Below are 14,138 nucleotides of genomic sequence, written 5' to 3' on the forward strand. Positions count from 1 at the left end.
TCGTTTTCATACTCCAAATATCATTTCAATCTATTATTCATCAACTTTTATAGTATAGCATTAATTAATGTACAGGCGTACATTAATATTATATTAAACAAGTCATCCGGAATTTACGGATTGTCATTGTGACACTTTGAAAATTAAAGCCCTTGAGAATCGAATTTTCCGGGAGATTATACATACAGTTCCGTAAAACGAGAAAAAATATTCGCAAGTAGTTATTCCATAACAAGATAACGGAATATGCCCTTTCTTTCTAGCGAAAATTATTCATCCTAATTCATATTCTTAAGGCTAAAACCTATAATTCACCCGTATGTGAAGGCTATTTCTATCGTATGCGATGGAGATTACTACCGTATGTATCACCTAAAACATACGGTTGTGTCACCTAACGCATACGGTTGCGTCGGCTAACGCATATATTCGCGTGGGCAAACACCACCTTTCTCACCGGAAAAGCGACCTTTTACCTATAAATAAGAGACAAAAAGGCCCTTTTCACCTATTTCTTCTCTCTGGTTAGACTTCTCCAAAGAAGAGGTATGTCACACAAACAGCCTTGTTTCGCGCAAACTGTCATGATTATCGCCGCTTCGCTTACCATCCATCCGCAAGGGCTATAACAGAATAATCGACATAGAAAAGCCCCGCAGGATAACTGAAGCGCACCCCAAAAGTCGCTGAGAAGACCTTGTTGGTTCCAGTATAAAAAGGCTTTCCAAGTGATTAGTTATTCACTTCCCAAGCCGTCAGTTAGCGGCTAGGTATAGCCGCCAGTTATTCACTCGACAAGCCGTCAGTTATTCACTTCAGCAGCCAATGAGAGGGCCCGTTTCTTGGTTATCAGGGCCTGTAAAGCACATGTTTCCCGTATTTTCAAAAAACACTCAAATCTCACAAAAGTGAAACTTTTGGCACACCAGCCCTGCCTCCTTTTAAAAAAAAGCGTATCTTTACCGCAAAGGATGAGATAGGATCATCCGTTTAATCATTTAATCATTTAAACCTATAAGCACTATGGGAAAATTTATCAATCCCTTCACCGATTTCGGCTTTCACCGGATATTCGGGCAGGAGGTACACAAGGAGTTACTAATCGATTTCCTGAACCAGCTGTTCTTCGGAGAGCACGACATCGAGGACATCACGTTCCTTAACCCGATTCAGACCCCCGAGACGCTGGACGACAGGGGAATCGTTTTTGACGTGCATTGTAAGGACAGCAACGGAAACCTGTTTGTGGTTGAGATGCAAACCGGGGCACAACCCTATTTCCACGACAGGGGACTGTACTATCTGGCGAGGGCCATCAGTAACCAAGGACAAAAAGGGAAGGACTGGAAATTTGCGTTGCAACCCGTATACGGGGTATTCCTACTTAATTACAAGATGGACGTGAACTCAAAGTTCCGGACCGATGTTATATTGGCGGACCGGGAAACCGGAAGGATGTTTAGCGACAGGATACGGCAAGTCTATCTCGAGCTGCCTTACTTCCAAAAAGAACCGGACGAGTGCGAGAATGATTTTGAACGTTGGATTTATTTATTGAAGCATATGGACACTTTAGAGAGAATGCCGTTCAAGGCGAAAAAGGCGGTCTTCGATAAGTTGCTGGAAGTAGCCGACGTGGCAAACCTCAGCAAGGAAGAACGCATACAATACGACGAGGCTCTGAAACGATACAGGGATTATAAGAATACGATCGATTACGCAGAGGAGAAAGGGATATTGAAAGGGAAAGAATCTACGGCCCGCAACATGAAAGCGGATGGATTATCCCACTCAATTATCCAAAAATACACTGGGCTCTCTCTTGAGGATATAGAGAAACTATAAAAATAAACCCTCCAGCCCTATTCTCGCTAACCGAATGGTTAGAAGAATAAAGGCTGGAGGGCTTGTTTAATATCTATAAGGAAAGAGATCCTTAGATTCTCTCCAATGTAGCTGTAATAAACTCCCAGATCTTCTGTACGGAATGAATATTCACTCGCTCATCCGGTGAGTGCGGATATTCCAAATCCGGTCCGATAGAAACCATATCCATATCCGGATAAGCACCTTGGATGATACCGCATTCCAATCCGGCATGCATCACCTTCACCTCAGGTTCCTTACCAAATAAATCCAGATAAGTAGATTTCATCAAGTTCAATATCGGGGAATTGATATTAGGCTGCCAGCCATTATAATGACCGGACTCCTCCACCTTAGCCCCTGCCAAAGCGAATACACTTTCCAGACTTGAGCAAACAGAATCCCTGCGAGACTCGGATGAGCTACGCACCAAGATCTTCACCTCGATCAACTCATCAGATGTCTTCACGATCGCCAAGTTAGAGGAAGACTCAACCGTACCCGGGAAATCATGCAACATGCTAATCACACCATTCTGGCAACCTTCGATCGCATTGATCAAATCATCCTGTATCTCCTCCGGAATCAACGTAGACGGCAATTCAACCATCTCCGCGACGAAATCGATCTTATCCTCCACACCCATATACTCCGTACGGAACATATCTTGGTAATCAGCCACTAGCTCCCAAAGAGACTCCACGTTATCACCCGGAATCGTTATCACGGCAAAAGCCTCACGAGGGATTGCGTTAGGCAAGGAACCACCCGCCACAGAAGACAAACGAGCGCCATAATCGCATACCGCCTCTTTCAAGAAACGGAAGATCAACTTATTCGCGTTCGCACGCCCTAAATGAATATCCACACCGGAATGACCACCTTTCAAGCCAGCCAAACTAACCTTGACAGCCACGTCACCTTCCGGAATATAAGTATCCTCCTTAAATTGGAAAGAGACATTCACGTTAGCGCCACCTGCGCAACCTACGAACAACTCCCCTTCCTTCTCGGAATCACAATTCAATAAAATATCACCCTTTAAGAAATGCGGCTTCAAGCCGAAAGCGCCGTCCATTCCCTGTTCCTCATCAATCGTAAACAGGGCCTCGATAGGTCCGTGACGCAAGCTATTGTCCGCCAACACGGCCATCGCCAGAGCGGCGCCCATGCCATTGTCCGCCCCCAAAGTCGTCTCACGGGCCGTCACCCAATCACCGTCTATGTAAGCGTCGATCGGATCTTTCTCGAAATCATGCTTTACGGAAGAGTTTTTTTGGGGAACCATATCCAGATGAGACTGCAATGTCACGGTCTTACGACCTTCCATTCCGGGCGTGGCCGGCTTACGGATCAATACGTTACCCACCTCATCTTGCAGGGTTTCCAGTCCCAATCCTTTACCAAAGGATATCATAAAACGGGTTACTGCCTCCATATGTCCGGTCGGACGGGGGATTTGCGTAAGGTCATAAAAATAACCCCATACATGCTTCGGAGATAGATCTTTGATTTCTGCTGACATAGATGTTAATAATTTAGTTCAGTTCATATTTAATACATATCTTGTATTCATCACGAAACAGCGACCGGAATCTCTTTGTTCTCCCGGTTGGTGAGCGGCAAAGCCACCACGCCGAACAATCCGCACAATCCCGTCCATACCGTCTGTACCGTATGAACGACCAAGGCGAACGCCGCCGCGTCATTCTCGTTCACGCCAAAACAAACCAAGGTAGCGATCACCATGAAATGCCACGGTCCGATACCGCCTTGAACAGGCACCGCCACGCCGATACTACTCATCGTAAACGTGATCAGCCCGACCACGATACCCAAGTCCTTGGTAAAGTCGAAAGCATAGAACGTAATATAAAAGTAACAGAAATAACCTCCCCAAATCAATAACGTCTCTATCACGAAACGCATCTTATGCTCCATGTACCAGATACTCTTCATACCGGTCCATACATTCTTCAACATGCCTTTGGCTTTCTGTACCAGCGTAAAGTTACTCATATAAGTGAATACAAACCAAATTACAGCGACAAAAATTATCACCGCCACGTAAATCCATATCGAATTAAACATGGACTGGAACCCTTCGAGCAAAGCCGGGTTCTTGGCGAAGAAACTCGTAAAGAAGCTTATATTAAATATGAATATCATCAAGGTTATCAAACCGACCATGATCGTATCGCTCACACGGTCGATCAACAGCGTACCTAACAGCTTGGTAAACGAGATCTTATCGTATTTCGTGATCATGCCGCAACGCCATACCTCGCCGACACGGGGCAACACCAGATTCACCGCGTAATTACCCAGCACGGCGTAAATCACGTTACTCATCTTGAAGCGCTCGCCCAAGGAACTGATCAGCAATCCCCACCGTAAGCCACGGACGATATTGGCGAACAAGCCGAACAATAAAGAAACCAGAATAATATCATAACGAACCCCCTCCTTGACTACTCGCCAAATCTCAGTGATATCCATTTTCCGATACAAAAACCAAAGGAGTAAACAGCCGAAGGCTAAAGGTAGAATTATCTTCAGAAACGTACGTAGAATGCTCTTAAAATCCATTAGGTATAGGGAACTTTAAATTATTTATTGTACTTTTGTGCATCCGCAAAGATAAGCATAATATTTAAAAACAAACACATTACACCGAAAAGTGGATGAGATTAGTTAAGCCAAAAAAAGCATTAGGGCAACATTTCCTAAAGGATCTGCAAATAGCACAGCGCATTGCGGACACACTCGATACTTTCAAATCCTTGCCGGTCTTGGAAATCGGACCGGGAATGGGAGTCCTTACCCAGTTCTTGCTGGAGGCGGGACATGATTTAACCGTTGTCGAGTTGGACATGGAATCCGTAGATTACCTGAACCAGAATTTCCCCGATCTGAAAGGACGTATCATCGCCGAGGATTTCCTAAAATTGGATCTCTCGAAGCTATTTCCGGGGCAGTTTTGTGTGATCGGTAATTACCCCTATAATATCTCCAGCCAGATATTCTTCAAGGTCCTCGATTATAAGGACCAGATTCCCTGCTGCTCGGGGATGTTACAAAAAGAGGTAGCGGAACGCCTAGCGGCGGGTCCCGGTAGCAAGACGTACGGAATCTTGAGCGTATTGCTCCAAGCTTGGTACGACGTGGAATACCTCTTTACCGTCAGTGAGAAAGTATTCGATCCGCCTCCAAAAGTGAAAAGCGCCGTATTGAAAATTACCCGTAACGACCGCAAGGAGCTGGGATGCGACGAGAAGTTATTCAAGACCGTAGTAAAGACCTCATTCAACCAACGAAGGAAAACGCTTCGTAATTCCATGAAACCCCTATTGGGTAAAGATTGCCCGGATTACGCCTTGCCGATATTCGACAAGCGCCCGGAACAGTTATCCGTGGAGCAATTCGTGGAACTGACCTTGATCAGCCAAAAGCATTTGGAGAAGCAGGCTGGTGATGTCCTATAATAATATAAGAGTCCAATGATCGAACTGACGAAAGATTACATCGAGAACCTGAAAAGCATCATCGAGGCCAAAGATGACGCGAAGGCACAGGAGGTACTTCATGAACTATATCCTGCCGATATAGCCGAGCTTTATCAAGAACTGAACTTGCAAGAGGCCATTTATCTCTATCTATTGATGGATGGCGACAAAGCGGCGGATGTCTTGATGGAGCTGGATGAGGAAGACCGTCATAAATTATTGAAGGAACTTCCCAATGAGCTTATCGCCAAGCGTTTCGTCGATAACATGGAAACGGATGATGCCGTTGACTTGATGCGTGAGTTGGACGAGGATACCCAAGAGGAGATCCTTTCGCATATCGAGGACGTAGAGCAGGCCGGTGATATCGTGGACTTGTTGAAATACGACGAGGACACCGCCGGCGGTTTGATGGGTACCGAGATGATCGTGGTGAACGAGAATTGGAGTATGCCCAAATGTATCGACGAGATGCGCAAGCAAGCGGAGGAGATGAGCGAGATCTATTATGTATATGTAGTGGATGACGACGAGCGCTTGAAAGGTGTGCTCCCCTTGCAGAAACTGATCACCCACCCATCTGTCTCCAAGATCAAGCACGTCATGAAAAAAGACCCGATCTCCGTTCGCGACAGCGACAGTATCGAGGAGGTTACGGAGACGATCGAGAAATACGACTTGGTAGCCTTGCCCGTAGTCGATAGTATCGGACGTCTGGTAGGACGTATCACGATCGATGACGTTATGGATGAGGTACGCGAGCAACACGAGCGTGATTACCAGTTGGCATCCGGTATCTCGCAAGACGTGGAAACCTCGGATAATGTATTCACCCAAACCGCCGCCCGCCTACCTTGGCTGCTGATCGGCATGATCGGAGGATTGGGAAACTCCGTTATCCTCGGTGGTTTCGAGAGCAGTTTCGCCACTAACCCGAAGATGGCGCTATTTATCCCGCTGATCGGTGGTACCGGTGGAAACGTAGGCATACAATCTTCCGCTATCGTGGTACAGGGCTTGGCAAACAATACCTTGAAGGAAGGGAATATCGTACCGCAAATCCTAAAAGAGTCTGTAGTCTCGTTAATCAATGCCAGCATTATCAGTCTGGTCGTGTTCATTTACAACTTCTTCATGCTGGGAGACCGGGGGATTACGGCCTCCGTATCTTTAAGCCTATTCGCCGTCGTAATGTTCGCCAGTATATTCGGCACGTTAGTTCCCATGACCTTAGATAAGATGAAGATAGATCCGGCCTTGGCGACCGGACCGTTTATCACCATTACCAACGATATTATCGGTATGATGATTTATATGTTCATTACTTCCGCGTTAGCTTGATGCCACGGGTGGGCGAACCCCGCCCCTATTATGTTAAAATAATATGTTATAGAACATATCTACGAAATAGCTGTTATCTTTGTAGCGGTTATCAAAAAAAGGTAGAAAAACTATGCTAACAGAAGCATTTTACATTCTCTTCTTCTATTTCACGGGAGAGTTTATCAGCTACTTTATCGACGGTTTCATACCGGGTAGCGTAATTGGGATGGTGCTATTGTTTTTAGCCCTCGCGTTCAAGAAAGTAAAACCTGAAAAGGTGAAACGTCTTTCCACGGTTCTTACCCAAAACATGGGATTATTCTTCGTTCCTGCCGGTGTAGGGCTTATGAATTCCTTCGGGATCATCTCCGAGTATTGGGCAGTCCTGCTGATCGCTTCCGTAGTAAGTACAATTTTAGTCATCGCCAGCGTAGCGTTGGTGCAACAAAAACTGGAAAAGGGAAAATAGACCATGGATAATCTGGTGCATTCCGAGATTTTCGCTCTTACCTTGGTAATTGGTACCTACCTGACTTCCTTGGCTCTTTACAAGAAAGTCCATATCAGTCTTTTGCATCCTTTGCTTACGACCATCTTCGTGATTATCGTGGTACTGGAAGTCCTAGGCATTCAATATGAGTCGTTCCAGCAAAGCAGTCATTTGATCCATTTTATGCTGGGGCCTTCCGTAGTGGCCCTTGGCTATGTGTTATATGAGCAAATCCAATATCTAAAGGGAAATGTCGTTTCGATCTTGACTTCCGTATTTGTCGGGGCCATTGTCGGAATCGTAAGCGTAATCATCATCGGTAAATTGATGGGAGCCGACCAAGCGTTGATCGCCACGCTCCAGCCGAAATCCGTCACCACCCCGATCGCTATGGGGATAGCGGAGAAAGCGGGCGGCATACCTTCACTTACCGCCGTCATCGTCGTAGCGGTAGGAATCTTTGGCAGTATAGTGGGCCCTATCGTGATGAGGGTACTGGGAATAGATAGCCATATCGCTAAAGGACTGGCGTTAGGGGCTTCCTCCCATGGAGTAGGAACAGCAGCGGCCATTCAAATCGGGGCCATCGAAGGAGCATTAAGCGGACTGGCGATTGGCTTGATGGGTATCATGACAGCGGTCTTGGTTCCGGTTATTCGGTTGATTTGCAACTATTTTTCCATATAAATACGCAAAACTTTTTGCTACTTTAGCAGGAATGTACTACTTTTGCACCCGAAAAACGTTACGGATTACTCTATAACATATATAAATAAAGAAAATAAATATGATCAATTCACAAGACATTAAGAAAGGAACTTGTATCCGTTTGGACGGAAAACTCTATTTCTGCGTCGATTTCCTTCACGTAAAACCGGGTAAAGGTAATACCATCATGCGTACCACATTGAAAGATGTTGTAAAAGGCGGTCAGATCGAGCGTCGTTTCAATATCGGTGAGAAGTTGGAAGATGTACGCGTAGAACGTCGCCCGTATCAGTTCACTTATACGGAAGGCGAGCATTATCATTTCATGAACCAAGAGACATTCGATGACGTGATCATCGACAAAAACTTGATCAACGGCGTTGATTTCATGAAAGAGGGAGAAATTGTAGACGTTGTTTCTGATGCATCTACCGATACGGTTCTTTTCGCCGACATGCCTACAAAAGTTCAATTAAAAGTTACTTATACAGAACCGGGTATTAAAGGTGACACTGCTACTAACACCTTGAAACCGGCAACCGTAGAGACTGGTGCGGAAGTTCGCGTTCCGTTGTTCATCAACGAGGGCGAGATTATCGAGATCAATACGACTGATGGTTCTTACGTAGGCCGTATCCGCGAGTAATCCGGGTCTTGTCAAAATATACGGTTCCCGCTTGATAAGCAGGCGGGAACTATTTTTTTAACCAAATCATAAACCTTTCCCGACTATGAAAGAAAAGACAGGAAAACTTTCCATCAAGGAATGGGCCGAAGAAGACAGGCCCCGTGAGAAAATGCTTCAAAAAGGCGCTTCCGTATTAAGCGATGCCGAATTGATCGCCATACTGATCGGATCCGGCAACAATGAGGAGACGGCCGTACAACTCTCTCAACGGATACTTCACTCCGTAAACAACAATCTGAATACATTGGGTAAACGTTCCATCAAAGAATTAACTTCCGGCTTTAAAGGTATCGGAGAGGCGAAGGCGGTCACGATCTGCGCCGCTATGGAACTAGGGAAACGGCGGGAAACCTCAGAGGCGTCTCCTCAAGATGCTATCCGAAGCAGCAAAGACTCCTATCTCCTATTCCGTACCCAACTATGCGATTTACCTTATGAGGAACTCTGGATCGCTCTAACCAATCCATTAAATAAGGTGATACAAAAGGTAAAAATCAGTCAGGGCGGAGTAAACCAGACTTCCGTGGATATCCGTTTGGTATTAAAAGCGGCGATCAACGCCTTGGCCTCCGGTATAATCCTATGCCATAATCATCCATCCGGTAGCCTCCGCCCCAGTACGCACGACGATGCCTTGACCGAGCGTATCCAAAAGGCGGCGAAGCTGATGGATATTAGGATACTGGACCATATCATCCTGTCCGATAGCGGTTATTATAGCTATGCGGATGAAGGAAGGCTGGTCCGGTGAAACAAATTCTCTTTTCCCCCGGTTTAGTATATAGAAGTATTAATGTATATTCGCGTATAAAACAAAAGAAGATGAACAACGAATTTCTCCAAACAGAAGAAGCGATCGTCGCTATGCTGAAGACGGTATACGACCCGGAAATACCCGTAAACGTATACGATCTTGGGCTTATATATAAGGTAGATATCGATGAGGAAAAAAATGTACGCATCGATATGACCCTCACCGCCCCGAACTGTCCGGCGGCCGATTTCATATTGGAAGATGTCCGTATGAAGGTAGAAGCGGTCGATGGGGTGAACAATGTAGAGGTAAACCTCGTCTTCGAGCCGGAATGGGACAAGGACATGATGACGGAGGAGGCTAAACTGGAATTAGGTTTTCTATGAAAATATATTTCGCCTCAGACGCACATCTGGGAGCCCGTTTCCACAAGGACCCTTTAGCCATCGAGAAGAAACTGGTACGTTGGCTGGATAGCATCAAGGAAGACGCTTCCGCCATTTGGTTTCTGGGAGATCTATTCGACTATTGGTACGAATACAAATACGTCGTGCCGAAAGGCCATGTACGTTTTCTGGGGAAATTGGCCGAGTTAGCGGACAGAGGCATAGAAATACATATCTTTATCGGTAACCATGACATCTGGATGTTCGACTACTTGCCGAAAGAGATAGGCGCCATCATCCATCGGGATACCTTGACAGTCGATTTATTAGGGAAACGTTTCTTCCTCGGGCATGGCGATGAGGTAGATTTCCGGAGTAAGGCATTCCGTCTGATCAGGGCTATTTTCCGGAATAAGTTCTGCCAATGGTTATATGCAGGAATACATCCCCGCTGGACGTTCGGGTTCGCTTTAGGTTGGTCGCTCAACAGCCGGAAGAGTGGACTGGAAAAGCAAGAGGCTAAAAAGTATCAAGGGGAAGACGCTGAATATATGGTTGTTTTCGCCAAGGAATATCTAAAGACGCATCCCGATATAAACTTCTTCATTTTCGGCCATCGCCACATCATGTTGGACTTGATGTTAAGCCGTACCTCCCGTATTCTCATAGCCGGGGATTGGATGCAATTCTTCTCTTATATCGTATGGGATGGCGAGAATCTGTATATGGATCAGTTTCTGGAAGAGACGGACGGACAATCTTATCCCAACACATAAGACAGCGTTGTATGATGTGCTCATACAACGCTGTCCGGATTCTCCGCTTACTTTACCGGGATATAACCAACCTTCTTCACCGTCGCTTGTCCTTCGGCAGACATCACATAATCGATGAACGGTCGCACCTTTGAGGCATTCTTCGTCTCATAGTAGTAGAACAACGGACGGACAACCGGATAGGTCTTATTCCTTGCGTTCTCCAACGAAGGCTCCACGTAGGATTTTCCGGCATCATACGATACATGGATCGGCTTCACTTCTTTATTCAAATAAGCAAGACCTACATAGCCAATGGCTCCTTTCGTCTGGCTTACGCTTTGGATAATGGCACCTGTAGCCGGCATGCTCAAGATACCGTTCATATAGTTCTTATTTTTCAACACGCTCTCCTTGAAGAACTCGTAGGTTCCGGAAGAAGTCTCGCGGGAATAGGCCACGATCTTCATATCCGCACCACCCACTTCTTTCCAATTCTTGATCTTGCCGGTAAAAATGCCTTCCAATTGCTCCCGGGTCAGATTGGATACCTTGTTGGAAGGATGCACGACAACAGCCAGAGCGTCGTAGGCGATCACCTCCTCTTTCGTTTTCTTCCCGGCTTCTTGCAACTTCATGCGCTCGTCGAATTTCATCTTACGGGAAGCCATCGCTATATCCGTAGTGCCTTCCATCAAAGCGGAGATCCCCACGCCGGAGCCACCACCCGTCACCGTTATCTTAGCAGCTTTGTTCTTATTCATGAAATTCTCGGCTTCAGTCTGGGTAAGAGGCAAACAAGTATCGCTACCCTTTATCTTCTGGGCAAACACATTCGTAGCAAACAAACACGCTGCCATGGCAGCTAATAAAATCGTCTTCTTCATTACTTTGTATTTATCTTTTATTTACGATACAAAATAAATACTTCGGTATTTCAATGGGATGAAACAGATATTACAATCCTATGAATTAAAACTTATATTGAAGACGGACTGTCAATACATTATCCTTCCGGTCGTTCTCGTAGCCCTTCACGAGGTTACTTTTCTCATTGAAGTTAAACTCGTAGTAAGCTTGTAGACGGATATGTTTATTGAAATTATAGATACCGCCGATACCTATCGTGCTTTGAGCCAAGTCGGTTTTTGAGGTGAAGCTATTTTCCGCCCCGACCTCATTTCCACTCACCTTCGTATTCGGATCGTAAACGTCATATTTCAATACGGCGGAGAAAGGAGAGGCACCTATATCCTGTACCAAATAAAAGAAGTAACCAAGGAAAGGGCGCTTGAACAAAGAATTTTCCGGCAAATTCTCCGGTCGGGTACTGTAGTTAGGGCTTTTACTGCTTCCGGCAATACCGGGTTGGGTACCGATCAAACCTTCCGCACGGAGAGTGGTCTTTCCTAAAGATGAAAGAAAACTAAACTGTCCATCCAAACCTAAATACTGGCGCTTCATATAAGTACCCGTCTCTCCCATATCCCTCTTAACGAAATGATTGCCACGCATCTCATACGCCTCGGTAGTCGGGTTGTAGACAAAACCATGGTAATAGGAGAAACCGGCTCCCCATTTTCCCCAGTCGCCTATCGCCTTCTCGGCACCCAGACGCCCGATGAAATCTTTCCGGCTATCCGTCTCCCGGTTGATACTGTTTCCGGCAAACAGACCGGCATCCAATCGCAAGAAACTCAATGGGCTGGTAGTCTTGGTACGTAAGGTAAGCATCGCTCCCAAGTCACGCTCATCCGGGAAGAAATACTGGATAATAGTCGCTCTCTCCGGAGATTCGAGAGAACTCGTGGAATAACAGACCTCATAACCGAAAGGACGGTTGAACACACCAGCCATCAACTGGCTACGCTTCGTCCAAGGGTCCTTGATACCGATATACAGATCACGGAAACTTACTCCCTTATCATTCACCTCGATCTGGACAGCACCTGTTCCGATCCCATCATTGTACTCGAACTTCATACGGCCCCGGCGGATACCGATCCGGTTAAACCCTTTATCCAAGTTCTCGTTCTTATCGCCCACCTTCAAGGTAGCGTCCTCCTGTCCATATTGGTATTGTCCTTGGATATAAGCGGAAACCTTGAATTTGCTTAGCTTCTGGACTACCTTATCCAAGGTAGTCACTTCCGTAGCCAAGGAATCGATACGTTTTTCCACCGACTGATCCACCTCCTGCGCTCCCATACTGAATGGAAGCAGCACTAACATGAGCGCTATAACTTTTCCTAATTTCATTCCTAACTATAAAAACTATATTTGCGTCGCAAAGTTACAACGCTCCTGTTTCACACCCGTTTCACATACATTACAATCCTGTTACAGACGTCTTGCCTAATTATTCAGGGACGAATTTACATAAAATAATCGGTTCGTTCCATACATTGCACATGACTAGAATATTTGCGCGATAATTCTGGTCCATTTCGCACATTTATTGGGATATTGTGCTACCTTTGCCTCGATTATTGAAACACTATATTTATTTTTTTAATGAAGACATTAACAATCGGAGACCTAAAGGCTCGTATTCCAATCATCCAAGGTGGAATGGGCGTAGGCATCTCTCTTTCCGGCTTAGCCTCGGCCGTTGCAAATGAAGGTGGGATCGGCGTTATCTCCGCAGCCGGTCTCGGACTTTTATATAAGAAATTGTCACCCAGCAATTATACGGAAGCTGGGAATCTCGGGTTAGCGGAAGAGATCCGCAAGGCCCGGGAAAAAGCGAAAGGTATCATCGGCGTAAACGTAATGGTAGCTCTTTCCGACTTCGCTGAACTGGTAAAGACCAGTATAGCGGAAAAGGTAGACATCATTTTCAGCGGTGCCGGACTGCCTTTGGACTTGCCTTCTTTCCTCAAGAAAGATAGCGTCACCAAGCTGGTTCCCATCGTTTCCAGCGCACGTGCCGTACGTATCATCTGCGAGAAATGGAAGAATAACTATGATTATCTTCCGGATGCGGTGGTACTAGAAGGCCCAAAAGCGGGTGGACATCTGGGATATAAGGAAAACCAGTTGGAAGACCAGCATTTCTCATTGGAAGAATTATTACCTCAAGTCGTAGAGGAAGTCTCTCATTTCGAGCAGAAATACGACAAAAAGATCCCGGTAATCGCGGCAGGAGGCATTTATACGGGTGAAGATATCAAACGCATGATAGACCTTGGAGCATCAGGCGTTCAGTTAGGAACCCGGTTCGTTACCACCACGGAATGCGATGCCTCGGAAGCCTTCAAACAGACCTATATACAGGCCGAGGAGAAGGACATAGAGATCATCAAAAGTCCCGTCGGCATGCCCGGACGAGCCATCCATTGCAGTTTCCTTGAGAAAGTGAAGGCGGGAATCAAGCAACCGAAAGCTTGTCCCTTCAACTGTATCAAGACGTGCGATATATCACGCAGCCCGTATTGTATCGTCACCGCCTTGTACAACGCCTTCAAAGGGAATTTCGAGAATGGATACGCTTTCGCCGGCAGTAACGCTTGGCGAGCGAATAAGATCACTTCGGTACGGGAAACCATTACCGAGTTGATGAATGAATGGAAAGCGAAATTATAAGCACAAAAAAAGCCTCCGGAAACGGAGGGCACTGAAAAAGTCCTTTCATAGGATAATTGTCTGATATAATCGGCATA

The 14,138-nt window shown here is 45.9% G+C and carries 14 protein-coding genes; 10 read left to right on the top strand and 4 right to left on the bottom strand.

Going from position 1 to position 14,138, the window contains the following annotated elements; genetic code table 11:
* The first annotated feature begins 1,023 nt into the window (after positions 1-1,023).
* Positions 1,024-1,845 (top strand): Rpn family recombination-promoting nuclease/putative transposase, encoded by an 822-nt coding sequence (locus tag DW033_RS06710; RefSeq protein WP_122382577.1) that lies wholly within the window; start codon positions 1,024-1,026, stop codon positions 1,843-1,845.
* A gap of 91 nt (positions 1,846-1,936) precedes the next feature.
* Here DW033_RS06710 and DW033_RS06715 read toward each other — a convergent pair whose 3' ends face one another.
* Together DW033_RS06715 and DW033_RS06720 are read right to left on the bottom strand one after the other, a co-directional pair.
* Positions 1,937-3,391, bottom strand: coding sequence for an aminoacyl-histidine dipeptidase (locus tag DW033_RS06715; RefSeq protein WP_005866769.1), 1,455 nt, complete (start codon positions 3,389-3,391; stop codon positions 1,937-1,939).
* A gap of 50 nt (positions 3,392-3,441) precedes the next feature.
* Positions 3,442-4,455, bottom strand: coding sequence for a lysylphosphatidylglycerol synthase transmembrane domain-containing protein (locus tag DW033_RS06720; RefSeq protein WP_005866766.1), 1,014 nt, complete (start codon positions 4,453-4,455; stop codon positions 3,442-3,444).
* A 95-nt stretch (positions 4,456-4,550) separates the two neighbouring features.
* On the opposite strand from DW033_RS06720, the gene rsmA reads away from it, so the two are divergent.
* From rsmA to DW033_RS06760, 8 genes are all read left to right on the top strand, one after another.
* The gene (gene rsmA, locus DW033_RS06725) at positions 4,551-5,351 is read left to right on the top strand and encodes a 16S rRNA (adenine(1518)-N(6)/adenine(1519)-N(6))-dimethyltransferase RsmA (protein ID WP_122382578.1); all 801 of its coding nucleotides are present in this window, start codon (positions 4,551-4,553) and stop codon (positions 5,349-5,351) included.
* A gap of 15 nt (positions 5,352-5,366) precedes the next feature.
* Entirely contained in the window at positions 5,367-6,713 is a 1,347-nt protein-coding gene (mgtE, locus tag DW033_RS06730) for a magnesium transporter (RefSeq protein ID WP_005861206.1), read from the top strand.
* Between the two features lie 112 nt (positions 6,714-6,825).
* Positions 6,826-7,164, top strand: a complete 339-nt coding sequence (locus tag DW033_RS06735) for a CidA/LrgA family protein (RefSeq protein WP_005861203.1) — start codon at positions 6,826-6,828, stop codon at positions 7,162-7,164.
* A 3-nt stretch (positions 7,165-7,167) separates the two neighbouring features.
* Positions 7,168-7,872: an LrgB family protein gene (locus DW033_RS06740; protein WP_122382579.1), complete on the top strand. Its 705-nt coding sequence runs from the start codon at positions 7,168-7,170 to the stop codon at positions 7,870-7,872.
* A gap of 100 nt (positions 7,873-7,972) precedes the next feature.
* On the top strand, positions 7,973-8,539 hold the full coding sequence (gene efp / locus DW033_RS06745; protein WP_121737042.1) for an elongation factor P: 567 nt from the start codon (positions 7,973-7,975) through the stop codon (positions 8,537-8,539).
* Between the two features lie 85 nt (positions 8,540-8,624).
* Positions 8,625-9,332 (top strand): DNA repair protein RadC, encoded by a 708-nt coding sequence (gene radC / locus DW033_RS06750; protein WP_005866762.1) that lies wholly within the window; start codon positions 8,625-8,627, stop codon positions 9,330-9,332.
* A 71-nt stretch (positions 9,333-9,403) separates the two neighbouring features.
* Complete coding sequence (locus DW033_RS06755; protein WP_005861198.1) at positions 9,404-9,721, top strand: metal-sulfur cluster assembly factor; 318 nt, start codon at positions 9,404-9,406, stop codon at positions 9,719-9,721.
* A complete protein-coding gene (locus DW033_RS06760; RefSeq protein ID WP_005861197.1) occupies positions 9,718-10,497 on the top strand; it encodes a UDP-2,3-diacylglucosamine diphosphatase in 780 nt (259 codons plus the stop codon). The genes DW033_RS06755 and DW033_RS06760 overlap by 4 nt, the downstream gene beginning before the upstream one ends.
* A gap of 47 nt (positions 10,498-10,544) precedes the next feature.
* Here DW033_RS06760 and DW033_RS06765 read toward each other — a convergent pair whose 3' ends face one another.
* Positions 10,545-11,363 carry a PstS family phosphate ABC transporter substrate-binding protein gene (locus DW033_RS06765; protein ID WP_005861193.1) on the bottom strand — a complete coding sequence of 273 codons (819 nt, stop codon included), beginning with the start codon at positions 11,361-11,363 and terminating at the stop codon, positions 10,545-10,547.
* A gap of 85 nt (positions 11,364-11,448) precedes the next feature.
* Positions 11,449-12,735, bottom strand: a complete 1,287-nt coding sequence (locus DW033_RS06770; RefSeq protein ID WP_008773889.1) for a hypothetical protein — start codon at positions 12,733-12,735, stop codon at positions 11,449-11,451.
* A gap of 255 nt (positions 12,736-12,990) precedes the next feature.
* Here DW033_RS06770 and DW033_RS06775 point away from each other — a divergent pair, with 255 nt between their 5' ends.
* On the top strand, positions 12,991-14,061 hold the full coding sequence (locus tag DW033_RS06775) for a nitronate monooxygenase family protein (RefSeq protein WP_005861189.1): 1,071 nt from the start codon (positions 12,991-12,993) through the stop codon (positions 14,059-14,061).
* The last annotated feature ends 77 nt before the right edge of the window (positions 14,062-14,138 follow it).

The organism is Parabacteroides sp. AF39-10AC (assembly GCF_003635405.1).
In the GTDB taxonomy this organism is placed as follows: domain Bacteria; phylum Bacteroidota; class Bacteroidia; order Bacteroidales; family Tannerellaceae; genus Parabacteroides; species Parabacteroides distasonis.